At 69.2% G+C, this 15,973-nt stretch carries 15 protein-coding genes and 2 tRNA genes; 6 read left to right on the forward strand and 11 right to left on the reverse strand.

All coding sequences use genetic code 11. The features are described from left to right. The 5 genes from VB059_RS02875 to VB059_RS02895 all read right to left on the reverse strand — a co-directional run bounded on the left by VB059_RS02875 (window position 1) and on the right by VB059_RS02895 (window position 7,119). Window positions 1-2,559: an ATP-binding protein gene (locus VB059_RS02875; RefSeq protein WP_323420523.1), complete on the reverse strand. Its 2,559-nt coding sequence runs from the start codon at window positions 2,557-2,559 to the stop codon at window positions 1-3. A 3-nt stretch (window positions 2,560-2,562) separates the two neighbouring features. Then, entirely contained in the window at window positions 2,563-3,177 is a 615-nt protein-coding gene (gene kdpC / locus VB059_RS02880; RefSeq protein WP_323420524.1) for a potassium-transporting ATPase subunit KdpC, read from the reverse strand. Window positions 3,178-3,193: 16 nt separating this feature from the next. Then, window positions 3,194-5,197 carry a potassium-transporting ATPase subunit KdpB gene (gene kdpB / locus VB059_RS02885; RefSeq protein WP_416339484.1) on the reverse strand — a complete coding sequence of 668 codons (2,004 nt, stop codon included), beginning with the start codon at window positions 5,195-5,197 and terminating at the stop codon, window positions 3,194-3,196. Between the two features lie 159 nt (window positions 5,198-5,356). Beyond that, entirely contained in the window at window positions 5,357-7,030 is a 1,674-nt protein-coding gene (gene kdpA / locus VB059_RS02890) for a potassium-transporting ATPase subunit KdpA (RefSeq protein ID WP_323420526.1), read from the reverse strand. Beyond that, window positions 7,030-7,119: a potassium-transporting ATPase subunit F gene (locus VB059_RS02895; RefSeq protein WP_323420527.1), complete on the reverse strand. Its 90-nt coding sequence runs from the start codon at window positions 7,117-7,119 to the stop codon at window positions 7,030-7,032. Before VB059_RS02895 ends, kdpA begins: the two co-directional genes overlap by 1 nt. A 479-nt stretch (window positions 7,120-7,598) precedes the next feature. On the opposite strand from VB059_RS02895, the gene VB059_RS02900 reads away from it, so the two are divergent. The 4 genes from VB059_RS02900 to VB059_RS02915 all read left to right on the forward strand — a co-directional run bounded on the left by VB059_RS02900 (window position 7,599) and on the right by VB059_RS02915 (window position 12,994). Further along, window positions 7,599-9,563: a glucose PTS transporter subunit IIA gene (locus VB059_RS02900; protein ID WP_323420528.1), complete on the forward strand. Its 1,965-nt coding sequence runs from the start codon at window positions 7,599-7,601 to the stop codon at window positions 9,561-9,563. 56 nt (window positions 9,564-9,619) lie between these two features. Next, on the forward strand, window positions 9,620-10,513 hold the full coding sequence (locus VB059_RS02905; RefSeq protein WP_323420529.1) for a PRD domain-containing protein: 894 nt from the start codon (window positions 9,620-9,622) through the stop codon (window positions 10,511-10,513). Between the two features lie 172 nt (window positions 10,514-10,685). Beyond that, complete coding sequence (locus VB059_RS02910; protein ID WP_323420530.1) at window positions 10,686-11,321, forward strand: hypothetical protein; 636 nt, start codon at window positions 10,686-10,688, stop codon at window positions 11,319-11,321. Between the two features lie 422 nt (window positions 11,322-11,743). Next, on the forward strand, window positions 11,744-12,994 hold the full coding sequence (locus VB059_RS02915; RefSeq protein WP_323420531.1) for an amidohydrolase: 1,251 nt from the start codon (window positions 11,744-11,746) through the stop codon (window positions 12,992-12,994). Here VB059_RS02915 and VB059_RS02920 read toward each other — a convergent pair. From VB059_RS02920 to VB059_RS02945, 6 genes are all read right to left on the reverse strand, one after another. Continuing rightward, window positions 12,980-13,303 (reverse strand): hypothetical protein, encoded by a 324-nt coding sequence (locus VB059_RS02920; protein WP_323420532.1) that lies wholly within the window; start codon window positions 13,301-13,303, stop codon window positions 12,980-12,982. The genes VB059_RS02915 and VB059_RS02920 overlap by 15 nt on opposite strands. A 64-nt stretch (window positions 13,304-13,367) precedes the next feature. After that, on the reverse strand, window positions 13,368-13,844 hold the full coding sequence (locus tag VB059_RS02925; RefSeq protein ID WP_323420533.1) for a hypothetical protein: 477 nt from the start codon (window positions 13,842-13,844) through the stop codon (window positions 13,368-13,370). A gap of 94 nt (window positions 13,845-13,938) precedes the next feature. Next, window positions 13,939-14,178 (reverse strand): hypothetical protein, encoded by a 240-nt coding sequence (locus VB059_RS02930; protein ID WP_323420618.1) that lies wholly within the window; start codon window positions 14,176-14,178, stop codon window positions 13,939-13,941. Window positions 14,179-14,188: 10 nt separating this feature from the next. Next, window positions 14,189-14,264, reverse strand: a tRNA-Lys gene (locus VB059_RS02935). Window positions 14,265-14,325: 61 nt separating this feature from the next. Next, complete coding sequence (locus VB059_RS02940) at window positions 14,326-14,622, reverse strand: co-chaperone GroES (RefSeq protein ID WP_323420610.1); 297 nt, start codon at window positions 14,620-14,622, stop codon at window positions 14,326-14,328. Window positions 14,623-14,695: 73 nt separating this feature from the next. Next, a complete protein-coding gene (locus tag VB059_RS02945) occupies window positions 14,696-15,088 on the reverse strand; it encodes a DUF3618 domain-containing protein (protein WP_323420534.1) in 393 nt (130 codons plus the stop codon). A 169-nt stretch (window positions 15,089-15,257) separates the two neighbouring features. Between VB059_RS02945 and VB059_RS02950 the strand changes: the two genes are divergently transcribed. Both VB059_RS02950 and VB059_RS02955 read left to right on the forward strand, forming a co-directional pair. Next, window positions 15,258-15,740, forward strand: a complete 483-nt coding sequence (locus tag VB059_RS02950; RefSeq protein WP_323420535.1) for a peroxiredoxin — start codon at window positions 15,258-15,260, stop codon at window positions 15,738-15,740. Window positions 15,741-15,826: 86 nt separating this feature from the next. Then, window positions 15,827-15,908: transfer RNA gene (locus tag VB059_RS02955), tRNA-Leu, on the forward strand. Window positions 15,909-15,973: the final 65 nt, after the last annotated feature.

A 15,973-nucleotide genomic window follows, 5' to 3' on the forward strand; every position in this document is an offset into this window, starting at 1 on the left:
TCAGGAGTCTTCACCTTCGTCCGACCCGCCGCGACCCGCGTACGACCTGTCACGCCCCTCGCACGACCCGGCGCGGTCGACCGACAACGCGGTCGGCAGCGACACCACCATCGTCAGCCCGCCCCCGGGGGTGTCCTCCGGTGACAGGGTGCCGCCCATCCCTTCCACGAAGCCCTTCGACAGGGCCAGGCCCAGCCCCAGGCCGGTGGTGTTGTCGGTGTCACCGAGGCGCTGGAACGGGACGAACATCTCGTGGCGTCGATCCGTCGGGATGCCGGGGCCGTGGTCGATGACACGGATCTCGACCACAGCGGCGAACGAGCTCACCGACACCCGGACCCGGCGGTGGGCGGGAGAATGACGCACCGCGTTGACCAGCAGGTTCACCAGCGCCCGCTGCAGCAGGACCGGATCGGCCAGCACCGCGGGGACGTCCACCGCCAGATCGATCTCGACCTGGTCGGGCCCGAGATCGAGTTCATCGAGCGCCGGGGCGATCACATCGGCAGGGTCGACGGGCGCCGCAGTGATGGCCAGCACGCCGGCCTGCAGGCGACTGACGTCGAGCAGGTCGGTCACCAGGGAGGCCAGTGTGGCGAGGCTCTCGTCGGCGGTGGACAGCAGCTCCTCACGGTCCTGCTCGGTGAGGGCGGCGCCGGCCGCCCGGAGCCCGCCGACGGCGGCCGTGGCCGCGGCCAGCGGGCGACGCAGGTCGTGGCTCACCGCGGACAGCAGGGCGCTGCGCACCCGGTCGGTGGTGGTCAGCGGCTCGACCTCGCTGGCGACCTCCTCGAGATCGCTGTGCTCGAGGACGGCCTCCAGCTGGGCGACGATCACCGCCAGGAGCCGGCGTTCGGAGGCCTTGAGGTCCGAGCCGTACAGCTCCAGCTGGGCCCGGTCCCCGACCGGGACCGAGGTGGGCCGCTCCTCCGGCGGCGCCTCGCCGCAGTCGGCGAGGACGCTGCCGGCGGACACCACCCGGACGGCCGGCAGGCCGAACGCTTCCCGGGTCCGCTCGGCCAGCGCCTGGACGGCACCCTGGCCGCGCAGGACGCTGCCGGCGACGGTCTGCAACAGGTCGGACTCGGCCGCGGCCCGGCGGGCCGTACGAGTCTGGCGGGCCGCCCGGTCGACGACGACGCTGACCAGCACGGCGATGACGACGTAGAGGCCGATCGCGACGATGTGCAGCGGCTTGCTGATGGTGATGGTGTTGTACGGCTGGAGGAAGAAGTAGTCAATGGTCACCCCGGACAGGACGGCCGCGAACAGGGCCGGCTGGATCCCGCCGATCAGTGAGACGACCACGACGAGCAGCTGGAATCCCAACACGTCGACGGTGATCGAGTCGTCGTTGCGTCCGGTGACGAGGAACCAGCTGAGCAGGGGCCCGGCCAGCAGGGTGAGCAGGAACCCGGCCAGGCGTCGGCGCAGCGACAGCGCGCCACCCCACCGCGGGAGGGTGAACCGTTCCCCGGCAGCGAGATGGTTGACGATGTGGACGTCGATGTCGCCGGATTCCCGGATGACGGTGGCGCCGATCCCCTGCCCGGTCAACAGCGCCGACAACCGGCCGCGTCGGCTGACGCCGATCACCAGCTGGGTCGCGTTCACCGAGCGGGCGAAGTCGACCAGGGCGGTCGGGACGTCCTCGCCCACGACCTGGTGGAAGCTGCCACCCAACTGCTCGACCAACGCCCGCTGCGCGGCCAGCGCCCCCGGGCTCGCCGCCCGCAGCCCGTCCTGGCTGGTCACATGGACCGCCAGGAGCTCCCCGCCTCCTGAGCGGGCGGCGATGCGAGCGCCGCGGCGCAGCAGCGTCTCGCCCTCCGGGCCGCCGGTCAGGGTGACCACGACGCGCTCGCGGGCCTCCCACTTGCTGTTGATGCCGTGTTCGGCGCGGTACCGCCTGAGGGCCTGGTCGACGTCGTCGGCCAGCCACAGCAGCGCCAGCTCGCGCAGGGCCGTCAGGTTGCCGAGCCGGAAGTAGTTGGACAGGGCCGCGTCGACCCGCTCGGCAGGGTAGACGAGGCCCCCGGACAGCCGGTCGCGCAGGGCCTGCGGGGCGAGGTCCACCACCTCGACCTGGTCGGCCTCCCGCAGGACGGCGTCGGGGATGGTCTCCCGCTGGGGCACGCCGGTGATCTGCTGCACCACGTCGTTGAGCGATTCGATGTGCTGGATGTTGACCGTCGAGATCACGTCGATCCCGGCCTCGAGGAGGTCGGTGACGTCCTGCCAGCGCTTCTCATGGGGGGAACCGGGCGCGTTGGTGTGGGCCAGTTCGTCGACCAGGGCGACCCGGGGGGCACGGGCGAGGACCGCGGCGAGGTCCATCTCACTGAGCTGCACCCCCTTGTAGGTGATCGTCCGGCGGGGGACGACCTCCAGCCCGTCGGCCATCGCCAGGGTGGCCGCCCGGCCGTGCGTCTCGAGCACCCCGATCACGACGTCGCGGCCCTCCCCGAGCAGCCGGCGGCCCTCCTCGAGCATCGTGAACGTCTTGCCGACGCCAGGGGCGGCGCCGAGCAGGACCCGGAGCCGCCCCCGTACCGTCATGGGTCAGCCCTCCGGTCCGTCGAGACCCAGGTTGAGCTCGACCACGTTCACGCGCGGCTCGCCGATGAAGCCGAGGGCCCGGGGGCGGGTGGCGCGCCGGACCAGATCGGCGACGGTGGCGGCCGGCAGGCCCCGGGCGGCCGCGACCCGATCGACCTGGATGGCGGCGTACGCCGGGCTGATGTCGGGGTCCAGCCCGGACGCCGAGGCGGTGAGCGCGTCAGCCGGGACGAGACCGGGGTCCACCCGGTCGAACACGGCGATCCGGGCGCGGCGATCGCGGACGGCGCTGACCAGCGTGTCGTTCTCCGGGCCGAGATTGGAGCCCGCCGACGCGGCCGCATCGTAGCCCTCCCCCGCCGCGGACGGGCGGGACTGGAAGTACTGCGGCAGCGGATCGCCGCGCCCGTCGACGAAGGACTGTCCGATCAGCGCCGAGCCGACCGTACGGCCCTGCGCATCACTCACCAACGACCCGTGGGCCTGGTGGGGAAGGGCGATCTGGCCGATGCCGGTCACCAGGAGCGTGTACCCGACGCCCAGGACGACGGTGAGCACGAGCATCGAGCGCACCGCGACCCACAGGGTCCGGCCGATGCGACGACTTGAGTTCTTCACGATTCGGCTCCTTGCTTCAGAATCCGGGGATGAGGCGGACGGCCTGGTCGATCAGCCAGATCCCGACGAACGGTGCCAGGATCCCACCGATGCCGTAGATCAGCAGATTGCGGCCGAGGGTCCGGGCGGCGCTCGTCGCCCGGTAGCGCACGCCCCGCAGGGCGAGCGGGATCAGGATGACGATGATGACGGCGTTGAAGATGATGGCCGACAGCACCGCCGAGGCCGGCGAGTGCAGACCCATGATGTTGAGCACCGCCAGCCCGGGGAACACGCCCAGGAAGATCGCCGGGATGATCGCGAAGTACTTGGCGACGTCGTTGGCGATCGAGAACGTCGTCAGGGCGCCCCGGGTGATCAGCAGCTGCTTGCCGATCCGGACGATGTCGATCAGCTTCGTCGGGTCGGAGTCGAGGTCGACCATGTTGCCGGCCTCCTTGGCCGCCGACGTACCGGAGTTCATCGCCACCCCGACGTCCGCCTGGGCCAGGGCGGGGGCGTCGTTCGTGCCGTCGCCGGTCATCGCGACCAGCGCGCCACCCTCCTGTTCGCGGCGGATCAGGGCCAGCTTGTCCTCGGGGGTCGCCTCGGCGAGGAAGTCGTCGACGCCCGCCTCCGCGGCGATGGCGGCTGCCGTGAGGGGGTTGTCGCCGGTGATCATCACCGTACGGATCCCCATCGCCCGCAGCTCGCTGAACCGCTGCGCCAGCCCGTCCTTCACCACGTCCTTGAGGTGGACCAGGCCGAGGATGCTGCCCTGACCGTCCGGCCCTTTGCCGGCGACCACCAGCGGGGTGCCGCCGGACCGGGAGATGTGCTCGATGTGCTCGTCGAGCTCGGCGAACAGGCTGCTCGGCTGCGGGTGAGGAGTGCCGTCCAGCCAAGCCTTGACGGCGGAGCCGGCGCCCTTGCGGATCTGCGTCCCGTCCGGCAGGTCGAGACCCGACATCCGTGTCTGGGCGGTGAAGGCGACGATCTCGCCCTCGACAGCGGTGCCGACGTCGACCCCGTCGTGGGCGGCGAGTTCGACGATCGAGACCCCCTCGGGTGTCGGGTCGGCGAGGGAGGACAGCGCGGCGGCGCGGATCAGGTGCTCCTCGCGCACCGCGTGGAGCGGCACGAAGGCGCAGGCCCGGCGGTTGCCGTAGGTGATCGTGCCGGTCTTGTCCAGCAGCAGGGTCGTCACGTCCCCGGCGGCCTCCACCGCCCGTCCCGACATGGCCAGGACATTGTGCTGCACGAGGCGGTCCATGCCCGCGATGCCGATGGCGGACAGCAGCGCGCCGATGGTGGTCGGGATCAGGCAGACCAGCAGCGCGATCAGGACCGGGATGCCGACCGGCGCGGCGACCGACGAGGCGATCGGGTCGAGGGTGAGGGTGACGAGGACGAAGACGATGGACAGCGCCGCGAGCAGGATGCTGAGGGCGATCTCGTTGGGTGTCTTCTGCCGGCTCGCGCCCTCCACCAGGGCGATCATCCGGTCCACGAACGTCTCCCCCGGGTTCGAGGTGATCCGTACGACGATGCGGTCGGACAGGACCGTCGTGCCGCCGGTGACGGCGGAGCGGTCCCCGCCGGCCTCGCGGACCACCGGGGCGGACTCACCGGTGATCGCGGACTCATCGATCGACGCGATCCCCCAGATGATGTCCCCGTCGCCGGGGATGACCTGGCCCGCGGTGACGACCACCACGTCGTCGAGCCGCAGCTGTGCGGACGGGACCGGGGCGTGGAACGTGTGGTGGGCCCCCGGGTCCTCGGCCGGGCGGTAGTCGTCGACGAGGTAGGCCTCCGTACTGGTCCGGGTGGCGCGCAGCGCCTCGGCCTGCGCCTTGCCCCTGCCCTCGGCGACCGACTCGGCGACGTTCGCGAACAGGACGGTCAGCCACAGCCAGACCGCGATGGACCAGGTGAACAGCGGGCTGACCGCCGAGCCGGCGGCCACGAACCCCTTCATGGTGACCTGGCCGACCGCCAGGACCGTGGTGAGGGCCGCGCCGACCCAGACGAGGAAGATCACCGGGTTGCGCCACTGCTCACGCGGGTCGAGCTTGGTCAGGGCCCCCGGGAGGGCCGCCCACAGCTGGGGCCAGCCGAACGTCCGGCGGCCGGCGGCCGCCGTCCCGGACGTGGTCGGGGATGTCGTGGTCGATGATGACGTGGTGATGGTCATGGCTCACCTCAGCCCTTCCGCCAGGGGACCCAGCGCGAGAACGGGAAAGTAGGTCAGGGCGGTCACGATCAGCGTGACGCCCGACAGCAGGCCGACGAACTGCGGCCGGTGGGTGGGCAGGGTGCCGCTGGTGACGGGGACCCGGCCCTGCTGGGCCAGTGACCCGGCCAGAGCCAGCACGAGCACGATCGGCACGAAGCGTCCCAGCAGCATCGCCGTGGCCAGCGCGGAGTCCAGCCAGGGGGTGTCCGCGGTCAGCCCGGCGAAGGCCGAACCGTTGTTGTTGGCCGCGGAGGTGAACGCGTACAGCACCTCCGAGAGGCCGTGCGGTCCAGGGTTGGCGATCGAGGTCGAGGTCACGCTGTCGCGGATCGCCGGGACGGCGAAGCTGACCGCGGTCCCCAGCAGCACCAGGGCAGGGGTCACCAGGATGTAGAGGCTGGCGAGTTTCATCTCCCGCGGGCCGATCTTCTTGCCCAGGTACTCCGGTGTCCGGCCGACCAGCAGGCCGGCGATGAACACGGCGATGACGGCCAGCACCAGCATCCCGTACAGCCCGGAGCCCACCCCGCCGGGGGCGACCTCCCCCAGCATCATGTTCAGCATCGGCAGCATCCCACCCAGCGCCGTGAACGAATCGTGCATCGCGTCGACCGCGCCGGTCGAGGTGGTCGTGCTGGTAGTGGCGAACAACGTCGTCCACGGGATGCCGAACCGGACCTCTTTACCCTCCAGGGCCGCGCCGGCCAGCAGCGGCGCCGTCCCCCGGCCGGCCAGCTCGAGCCTGGTCAGGATCGCGTACGACGCGACGAACAGGGTGCTCATCGTCGCCAGGATCGCCAGCCCCTGGCGACGGTCCCCCACCATCGTCCCGAACGTACGCGTCAGCGAGACCGGGATGAGCAGCATCAGCACGATCTGGAGCAGGTTCGTCCAGCCGCTGGGATTCTCGAACGGGTGGGCCGAGTTGGCGTTGTAGAAGCCACCCCCGTTGGTGCCGAGAACCTTGATCACCTCCTGGGAGGCGACCGGCCCGCCCGGGATCGTCTGCTGGGCGCCGGCCACGGTGGTGATCTGACGGAATCCGTCGAAGTTCTGCACCACTCCCCCGGCCAGCAGCACGACGGCGCCCACCAGGGCGATCGGCAGCAGGATCCGCAGGCAGCCGCGGACCAGATCGACCCACAAGTTGCCGATCGTCGACCTCTCCCGCGCCGCGAAGCCGCGGACGAGGGCGACCGCCACGCCCATCCCGACGGCGGCGGAGACGAAGTTCTGCACGGCGAGCCCGGCCAGCTGGACCGTGTAGCCGAGGGTCGTCTCCGGCGCGTACGACTGCCAGTTGGTGTTCGTCACGAAGGACACCGCCGTGTTCATCGACAGCAGTGGGTCGGGGGCCGGCAGGCCCAACGCGTACGGCAGCCACGGCTGCACCCGCTGCAGCAGATAGACCATCAGCGTCCCGACCAAGGAGAACGCCAGCACGCCGCGCAGGTAGGCCCGCCAGGTCTGTTCGGAGCGCGGATCGACACCGATGAACCGGTACAGGGCCCGCTCGACGCCCAGATCACGCGGTGAGCTGTAGACCCGGGCCATGTGGTCGCCCAGCGGCCGGTAGGCGACCGCGAGCACGATGACGACGGCGAGCAGCGCGCCGACAGCGATCGGCCACCCCATCAGAACCACTCCGGTCGGGCGAGAGCGATGGTGAGATAGACGATCGCCAGGACACCGAGGACGACAGCGACGACATCGAGAACGATCACAGCTTCTCCACCACCGATCCGATCAGACCCACCAACGCGAACAGCGCTGACAGGCCCAGCACGCACACCAGGTCGAGCATGAGTTGACTCCTTCGAGGGACACGATCCCCACGGGGACGGGCGCCCGGTGCGGGCGCAGTCCCAGTTCAGTGCCCGCACCGGCGCAGATCACCAGCCCCTAACAGAACCCATACGGGAACGGGCCGGACGCTGACGGACCCGAGACAGGCCGGCCGTGACGAGCGGTCCGGCGCCACCACCGTGCCGCCTGACCGATCGATCTGTTGGCGGCCCCCGGTGGCTGTGCTAGCGTGCGACCGTCGACAACCAAAAGTCGACGTTTGAGTTAGGGATTGTGACTTCCAAGGCAAGACCCCGGACTCGGACATTTTCGCCACATGCGTTGATGTTTGGGGGCTTGGGGGCCTTTTGCATGCCCAGAAACCTCGGATGCAACGCTTTGCGTCCGAGGAGGATACGTGAGCCGCAGGCCGACCGGTGATCCCGCGTCGACCGCCGTATCGGTCCTCCGGGACGTCGGGGGCGCCGGAAATGTCACGTCACTCACGTCCTGCTTCACCCGCCTTCGGTTCGTTCTGGGCGACGAGTCGAAGGTCGACGTCACGGCACTGGAGAGCAACGCCGGCGTGCTGTCGGTGATGCGGGCCGGCGGCCAGACCCAGGTCGTCATCGGTCACGAAGCACTGGCCGTCCGCGAGGCGATGGACAAGCTCCTCGCGGGCCTCCCGACCGCCGGGAGTCATGACGCGGCGAGGCCGACGACACCGCGGGGCAACGTGTTCGACCGGTTCGTGGCCCTGGTGTCCGCACTGTTCCAGCCGTTCCTGTGGGTGCTGGCCGGCACCGGTCTGCTCAAGGCGCTGATCGTCCTCCTCGGGGTCGTCGGCTGGCTCCACCCCGCCGACGGCACGTACGTCATTCTCAGTGCCGGGGCGGATGCGCTGTTCTACTTCCTGCCGATGTTCCTGGCGCTGACCGCTGCCAAGCGTTTCGGTGCGAACCAGTTCGTGGCATTGGCCCTGGCCGGTGGGCTTCTGTACCCGACGATCGTCACCCTCGGCAGCGCTGCTGGCCCGGTGACGTTCCTCGGCCTTCCGGTGGTGATGGCCCACTACTCCTCTTCTGTCGTGCCGATCATCGTCACCGTCTGGGCGCAGGGGCACGCCGAACGGTGGTTGAGGGCTGTTCTTCCCGGGGCGCTGGGCAACTTCCTCTCCCCGGCGCTGGTCGTGCTGATCCTGTTCCCGTTGACCCTCCTCACCGTCGGGCCGGCCACCACCTACCTGAGCAACGTGGTCGCCGCCGGGGTGGGCTGGCTCTACGGGGTCAGCCCGGCCGTCGGCGGCTTCCTCATCGGCGGACTCACCCAGGTGCTTGTCATCTTCGGCATCCACTGGGCGCTGATCGCCGTGATCGTGAACGAGTACTCCACTGTGGGGCATTCGCTCATCGTTGTCCCGATATATGCCGCCGTCGCCGCCCAGACAGGCGCAGCCCTTGCCGTGTTCCTGCGGACCCGGGATCCACGTATCAGGCAGGTCGCGGGACCGGCCACGCTGAGCGGACTGCTCGCCGGCATCACTGAACCGCTTCTCTACGGAGTCAACCTGCCGCTGAGAAGGCCCTTCGTGATCGGCCTCGGCTGCGGCGGCCTGGGGGGCGCCGTAGCCGGGGCCAGCGGGGTGGCCTCCTCGGCCTTCGCGGTGCCGTCGCTGTTCACCATGCCGATCACCCTGGGGACCGGGAACTTCCCGCTCTTCGTCGCGGCGGTGGTGGGATCCCTGGTGAGCGCCTGCGCCCTCACGCTCCTCTTCGGGTCTCCCGGGCCCGGGCCGATGCTGGAGCCTGCCCGCCCGGCAGCGACCTCGACACAGCCGGCGTCGGCGTCGGCGCCGGACTCGCAGACGGTGCCGGCGTCGGCTCCGGCTCCGGACTCCCGGACGACATCGGTCTCCCGGACAACATCGGACGCGCGGACGACGCCGATCCTGGCTCCGGTGTCGGGCCTGACGATGCCCGTGGAGTCGATGCCCGACAAGGTCTTCGCCAGTGGAGCCCTGGGGCAAGGGATGTGCGTGATGCCGGCCGACGGGCGTCTCGTCGCGCCGGTGGCGGGCGAGGTCAAAGCCTGCCTGCCACACGCGTACGGCATCCGCAGCGACACGGGCCTCGACGTCCTCGTCCACATCGGCATCGACACGGCGAGACTCCATGGGGAGCACTTCACCGCCGCGGTCAAGCACGGCGACCGTGTCGCGGCCGGGGACCTTCTCGGGACGGTCGATCTCGACGCGCTGAAGAAGGCCGGCTACAACCCCATCACGGCGGTGATGATCACCAACAGCGCTCGTACGGCCGGCATCGAGACCATCGCCACCGGCCGGGTCGCCGCAGGGGACCCGTTGATCAGGGTCCGGGCGTGAGCACGGAAATGGCCAGGTCGACGTCCAGCGGAACGAAAGAGACGGAAGAAGGTGAGATGGAAATGGAAGGAGAGCAGATCGGAATGGTCCTGGTGAGGGCCCTGAACAACAATGCGGTGCTCGCCGAACGGGACGGCCAGGAGGTGGTCGCCATGGGGCCGGGCATCGGCTTCGGCACCAAGCACGGCAACGTCCTGCCCCCGGACAAGGTGGAGCGCATCTTCTTCCAGTCCCCCACCCAGCCGATCGAGCGGCTCACCGCGCTGTTGGCGGGGATCCCTGCCGAGCATCTCGACGTGGCGATCGAGATGTGTGAAGAGGCTTCCGCTCGTCTGTCGATCCCGCTGCCCCAGAGCCTCATCCTGGCTGTTGCCGACCATCTCCGCTTCGCAGTCCAGCGCCATGCCGACGGGGTGAAGATCGAGTACCCCCTTTCCTGGGAGGTGGCGAACCTCTACCCGGACCACCTGATGATGGGGCGGCGGGCACTGGACATGGTCGCCGACCGGCTCGGCGTACGCCTTCCCGAGGAGGAGGCCGTCAGCTTCGCGCTGCACATGGTCGTCGCCGATGCCGAGGGCGACCCTCATGACAGCCCTGGCATGCGTCAGCTGACTCTCCTCGGCCAGGTCTTCGACCTTGTGGACTCGTCCTTCTCCGTCACGGTCGACCGCGAGTCGATGAGCGCCGCCCGATTCGTGACCCACATGCGCTATCTCTTCGCTCGGATGAGCTCCGACAGGCAACTGGCGAACACTCCCAGCAACGTCCTCAATTCCATCGCCGACAGCTACTCGGACGCAACAGTGTGCGCCCACCGGATCGCTTATCTGGTCGAGATGTGGGGCGATGCCACCGTCACACCCGACGAGATCTCGTTCTTGGCGCTCCATGTGGCTCGACTGGTGCAGGACCTGGAAGGAGGTCCGCCACCTCCGGGCAAGCGATAGCCGGACCGGACCTCCAACACTTTTCTACAGCTTTCTTCGTAACAGAATCTGACACCACCTCGTCACCGAGGCGCGCCTTTGTGCGCCCGAAATCGGGAGTCGAGGTCGCGCCTCTCACCTATCAGAACCCTTTGAAACCACCGCAGAGTTCATCAAGAACCATAGTTCTGCAATGTGCGACAAAAACCCACGAAAAGACCACCAAAAGGATCAGGAGCAAGAAATGGAAAGCGATCTTCGCGACCAGCAGAGCCACCCCGGCAGGCCGAGTCGGAGGACCGTGGTGGTCGGTGCGGCCTGGGCTGCACCGGTCATCGCCGCCGTGACGGCCGCCCCGGTCTTCGCAGCCTCCCGCGCGCCCGGCCTGCAGGGATGGGTGCAGCTCCAGAAGAGCTGCGACAAGAAAGACAAGAAAACGGGTCGGGTGACGATCACCGGCGTAGGAAGCTACCCGGACCGGGGCCTCTGGGTCTTCGACTCCAACCCTTCGACGCAGATCACCGACGCTTCGATCGTGTTCTATTTCGACCAGGCCCTCACCTTCCAGGTCGGTAGCGGAAACAACGGGTGGTCGCTTCCGACGGTTGACAAGTCAGCACCTCAGATCAGCGGCTTCACCGCCTACCGGACCACCTACTCCGGGAGCTTCACGTACGACACGAAGAATCAGCTGTGGATCGCCAGCGGCGCCCCCTCCTTCTACGCCACGCTCGATTCATGCGGAAAGACGTTGAACTCCTACGCGCATCGCTATGTGACGGTCAACGGCCAATCGGTCGATTTCCTGCGCGGTCCGATCACTCTTTGATCCGCGTACGGACTTCACCACACCATCCACCAGAGACGGAGCACATCAATGTCCCAGCCCACCACGTCACCCGACCCCAGCCACTCCCCGGTCGCCACGCCCTCGTCAGGGACGATCACGGAGCCACAGTCCGGCACCGTTGACGGCAATCAGATCGACCCGCCCGGTGAGATCGTCGCGACAGCGTTGATCTGAGCGAGTTGACCTGAGCGGCACGGCGCCCTGTACCGGTGTTCCAGGTGCAGGGCGCCGTTGGCGACCTCGGCCTGTCACCTCAGGCAGACTCGTCCCGGGAACCGGGTCCCGCGGCTGATCGTCGGTCGCACCGGCGCCGCAGGAGCACTGGACGGAGGGCCCGGGCTTCGCGGACGGCGAAGCCCGAGTGAACCGAGGGGGAAGACATGGGTGCTGAGAGGGAAGACATGCGTGCCGCAGACATCGCGCTCCTGGCGGAGCTCTATCGGGATCTCCATCAGCACCCGGAGTTGAGCTTCGCCGAGACCCGGACCGCAGCGATCGTGGCCGATCACCTGCGTGGTCTGTCCTTCCGCGTCACCGAGGGAGTCGGTGGCACCGGTGTCGTCGGTGTCCTCGAGCGCGGTGCCGGGCCGACGGTGCTGCTGCGGGCCGACATGGACGCCTTGCCCGTCCGTGAGGAGACCCGCCTGCCGTACGCCAGCACGGCGACGGCGATCACGCCGGACGGCCAGCAGGTGCCGGTGATGCATGCCTGCGGTCACGACATGCACACCACGGCACTCCTCGGCGCACTGGCCGAGCTCGCCTCCCAGCAGGACTGGCAGGGGCGGATCGTCGCGGTCTTCCAGCCGGCCGAGGAGAAGGGCGCCGGTGCTCGGGCGATGGTCGACGACGGGCTGTTCGAACGGTTCGGGATGCCTGACGTAGTGCTCGGTCAGCACGTCGCCCCGCTGCCTGCCGGCACCATCGGGCTGCGCACCGGCCCCGCCTTCGCGGCCTCCGACGGGTTGCACGTGACCCTCTTCGGACGCGGTGGCCACGGCTCCCGCCCGGAGACGACGGTCGACCCGATCGTGCTGGCGGCCTCGGTGATCATGCGCCTGCAGACCATCGTGTCCCGGGAGCTGGCCGGCACCGACACCGCCGTCCTGACCATCGGCTCGGTGCATGCCGGTGAGACCGGCAACATCATCCCCGACGCCGCGCACCTGCGGCTCAGCATCCGTACCTTCGACACGACCGTACGGGCCCGGGTGCTGGCGGCGGTCGACCGGATCGTCCGCGGCGAGGCCGCCACGGCCGGCGCGGACCGCACCCCGCTGGTCGAGTCGCTGCACTCGTTCCCCGCCGTCGTCAACGACGCGGCCGCGACCGCACGGGTGCGCGGCCTGTTCGACGATGTTCTCGAGGATGCCGTCCTCGTGGACCCGGGCGTGGTGACGGGCAGCGAGGACGTCGGCGTGCTCGCGTACGCGTCGGGGGCGCCATGCGTCTACTGGCTGCTCGGCGGGAGCGACCCGGCGCTGTTCGCCGGCCTGGAGTCCGAAGCAGACATCGCCGCCCGGGTGGCCGAACTCCCGTCGAACCACTCTCCGTTGTTCGCCCCGGTGGTCACCCCCACCCTGACGGTGGGCATCGACGCGCTCACCACCGCGGCCCGCGGCTGGCTGCGGTCCACCTCACTCCTGGTCTGAGTCGGCGTCCGGGGCCAAGTGGAACACGAGTGCATCGGTGTCGACTCCCAGACGGTGGAACAGGTCACGCAGGAGCCGCATTTTGCTGGCGGTCGAGTTGGCGGTGCAGATCTCGATGCCCGGGGCGACCTCGGAATACTCGTAGACGGCGGGAGCGGCATCTGGGCGGACCCGCAGCAGGTTCCCCTCAGCGGCAGTCGATGCAGGCCCGCCGGATCCTGCTCGGCCAGCAGAACCCGAGGAGCGGTCCGCGGTGATCGAGGCGGAGAAGGCCGGCCCCACGCCCTTGACGATCTCGCGGATGTGCATGCTGCTCGGTGTGGGGTTGACCCCGTCTGGTGCGGGTGGGGGTGCCTTGTTCGCGTTCCAGGGGCTATTTCGGCAGGCAGGCGACTGTTTCGTCAACGCCGTCGGTGGTGACGTCGGCGGTTGTCGACTTCGGCCATGTCGTCGCCTGGCGGGCATACTCGTCGACGGATGCGATGACCAGCGGGCTGTCGTCGAGGGTCGACACCTCGAGGATCGCGGTGGTGTTGCCGGGGTCGACGCGGGCGGCGATGAGGGTGAACCCGTCAGGGGCGGGGGTGGTGCGGGCGGCCGCCCGGGTGAGGTGATAGCCGGGTTTCGCGCGGGAGTTGAGGCGGGTGAGGAGCATGTCGGGCACGGGCGTGCACCCGGCTGGGGTGGTGAGCGCAGAGCGGCCAGGGGTGGTGGCGGTCGGTGTGGGGGTGATGTAGGTGGTGTAGGTCGTTCGGGTCGTGGTGGTCCGGGTCGTGGTGATGGGGTAGAGGAGGACGGCGGCGGCGATGACGGCGGCGCCGATCAGGGCTCCTTTGACGGCGGGTTTCATGGCGGGTGCTTCTTTCTCCAGGGGGTACCGGCGCCACACCATGACTCGCTCGGATGTGAGGTTGACCCCGATTCCCGGACAGGTGGTTGGTTGGTCAAGCTGCCAGTGCGAGTTGGCGGCGTTCGTACTCTAGCGGGCTGAGGTAGCCGATGCCGGAGTGGCGTCGGCGGGCGTTGTCCCAGCACACACCGGTGCGGCCCATCGAGCGGAGCACGCTGAGCTCGCGGGCGGCGTCGGCCAGTTGCCCGCTGGTGTACTGGGTGCCCCATCGGGCGCTGAAATGGCCACCGGCCTCGACTCCCGAGGGAGCCGAGGCCGGTGGTTTCCGCGTCACAGCGCGGATCTGGTACACCGCCAGGGACTCGAACCCTGAACCCGCTGATTAAGAGTCAGCTGCTCTGCCAGTTGAGCTAGCGGTGCGCGCGAGAAGAAACTATAGCAGTCGGCTCCCCCCACACCAAATCGGCGTCATTTCGTCGATTCAGAGGTACAGACCGGTCGCGGCGACGTCGCCCTGCTCGGCGCTGACGGCGTGCAGGTCGCGTTCCCGCAGCAGGATGAAGTCCCGCCCCTTGAGCTCGACCTCGGCGCGGTCCTCGGGGTCGTACAGGACCCGGTCGCCGACCTGGACGGATCGTACGTTCGGGCCGGAGGCGACCACGGTGGCCCAGCTGAGCCGCTTGCCGATGGCGACGGTGGCGGGGATGACGATGCCCCCACCGGAGCGTCGCTCCCCCGCCTCGCCTTCGGTCGAGACCAGAACGCGGTCATGCAGCATCCGGATCGGCAGACGGCCGTCGGCGCTGCCCGATCCGGATGTGGTGGTGTCGGAGGTGCTGTCGGGCAACGCGTCAGCCCTTCTTCACGGTGATCGAGACGGGCCCGCCGGCGATCGCGGCGGCCTGCCGGCGAGCGGCCCTGAGCGCCTTGCGCTTCTGCCCGCCGCGGACGACACCGCGCAGGGTGGCGACGGTCAGCACCACGCCCAGGGCCGCGCCGGCGATCATCCCGACCCGGTCGACCCGGACGCCGTTGTCGTCGATGAACTGTCCCTTGACCGCCTTGACCTGGGTGTCGGCGAAGGCCTTGGCCTGGTCGATCGTCTGGTTCTTGATGGTGGTCGGGTGCATTTCCTTGGCCAGCTGCTCGAGGGAGGCCTCCAACCGGGCGCGGGCCTCGGCGATCTCCGCCTTGATCTGCGACTCGGTCCGGGGATACAGGCGCTCGCGGGTCTCGGTGGCCACGGTGACACTCCTCAGTCTGTGATGGTGGCGTACGCGAGGGACTCCCTGACGGAGGTGTCCTCGGGAGTACGTACGGCCGAACAGTGACAGCCTATTGCAGCCCAGCGGGCGCCACTACCGGACCGGAACATCGACGGGAACGCCGTCGGCCAGCGGCTACGCTGACGGCATGGAGAACCAGCTGGAGAAGGGCGCCCTCGCCCCCGCGTTCACCCTGCTCGACGCCGACGGCCACGAGGTCTCACTCAGTGACTTCGCCGGCCAGCGCGTCATCGTCTACTTCTACCCCGCCGCGATGACCCCCGGCTGCACCACCGAGGCCTGCGACTTCACCGCGTACCGCCCCGATCTGGAGACGGCCGGGGTCGCCGCTGTCCTCGGCATCTCCCCGGACAGGCCGGAGCAGCTCGCGAAGTTCCGCGAGAAGGAGTCGCTCACCGTCACGCTGCTCTCCGACCCGGAGCGGACGACGCTCGGTGCGTACGCCGCGTACGGGGAGAAGATGAACTACGGCAAGACGATCATGGGCGTCATCCGCTCCACCTTCACCGTCGATGTCGACGAGAACGGCGTGGGCACCATCGCCGACGCCAAGTACAACGTCAAGGCGAAGGGGCACGTCGAGCGCCTGCTCAAGGAGCTCCGGGCCTGAGCCTGCCTGCAGGGACACCGGGACACCGCCAACGGTGATCGGTCCACACCATCCGGCCGGAGCTCGGGCAGAATGGTCCTGCTCCGGCCGGAGTGGTGGAACTGGCAGACACGCAGGATTTAGGTTCCTGTGCCGCAAGGCGTGAGGGTTCGAGTCCCTTCTCCGGCACCGCGTCTCTCCGGCACCGCGTCGCAGCACGCGTACGGCTGTCCGTCAGAGCCGAACCGGAACCC

The sequence above is a fragment of the Raineyella sp. genome, assembly GCF_034933565.1.
Classification (GTDB): Bacteria; Actinomycetota; Actinomycetes; order Propionibacteriales; family Propionibacteriaceae; genus Raineyella.

Bases quoted from the DNA above. Each gene is read 5' to 3' on its own strand.
- VB059_RS02915 (WP_323420531.1), top strand. From the start codon at position 11,744: ATGCGTGCCGCAGACATCGCGCTCCTGGCGGAGCTCTATCGGGATCTC.
- VB059_RS02925 (WP_323420533.1), bottom strand. From the start codon at position 13,844: ATGAAACCCGCCGTCAAAGGAGCCCTGATCGGCGCCGCCGTCATCGCC.
- VB059_RS02905 (WP_323420529.1), top strand. From the start codon at position 9,620: ATGGAAATGGAAGGAGAGCAGATCGGAATGGTCCTGGTGAGGGCCCTG.
- VB059_RS02950 (WP_323420535.1), top strand. From the start codon at position 15,258: ATGGAGAACCAGCTGGAGAAGGGCGCCCTCGCCCCCGCGTTCACCCTG.
- VB059_RS02875 (WP_323420523.1), bottom strand. From the start codon at position 2,559: ATGACGGTACGGGGGCGGCTCCGGGTCCTGCTCGGCGCCGCCCCTGGC.
- VB059_RS02910 (WP_323420530.1), top strand. From the start codon at position 10,686: ATGTGCGACAAAAACCCACGAAAAGACCACCAAAAGGATCAGGAGCAA.
- VB059_RS02920 (WP_323420532.1), bottom strand. From the start codon at position 13,303: ATGCACATCCGCGAGATCGTCAAGGGCGTGGGGCCGGCCTTCTCCGCC.
- VB059_RS02940 (WP_323420610.1), bottom strand. From the start codon at position 14,622: ATGCTGCATGACCGCGTTCTGGTCTCGACCGAAGGCGAGGCGGGGGAG.
- kdpA (WP_323420526.1), bottom strand. From the start codon at position 7,030: ATGGGGTGGCCGATCGCTGTCGGCGCGCTGCTCGCCGTCGTCATCGTG.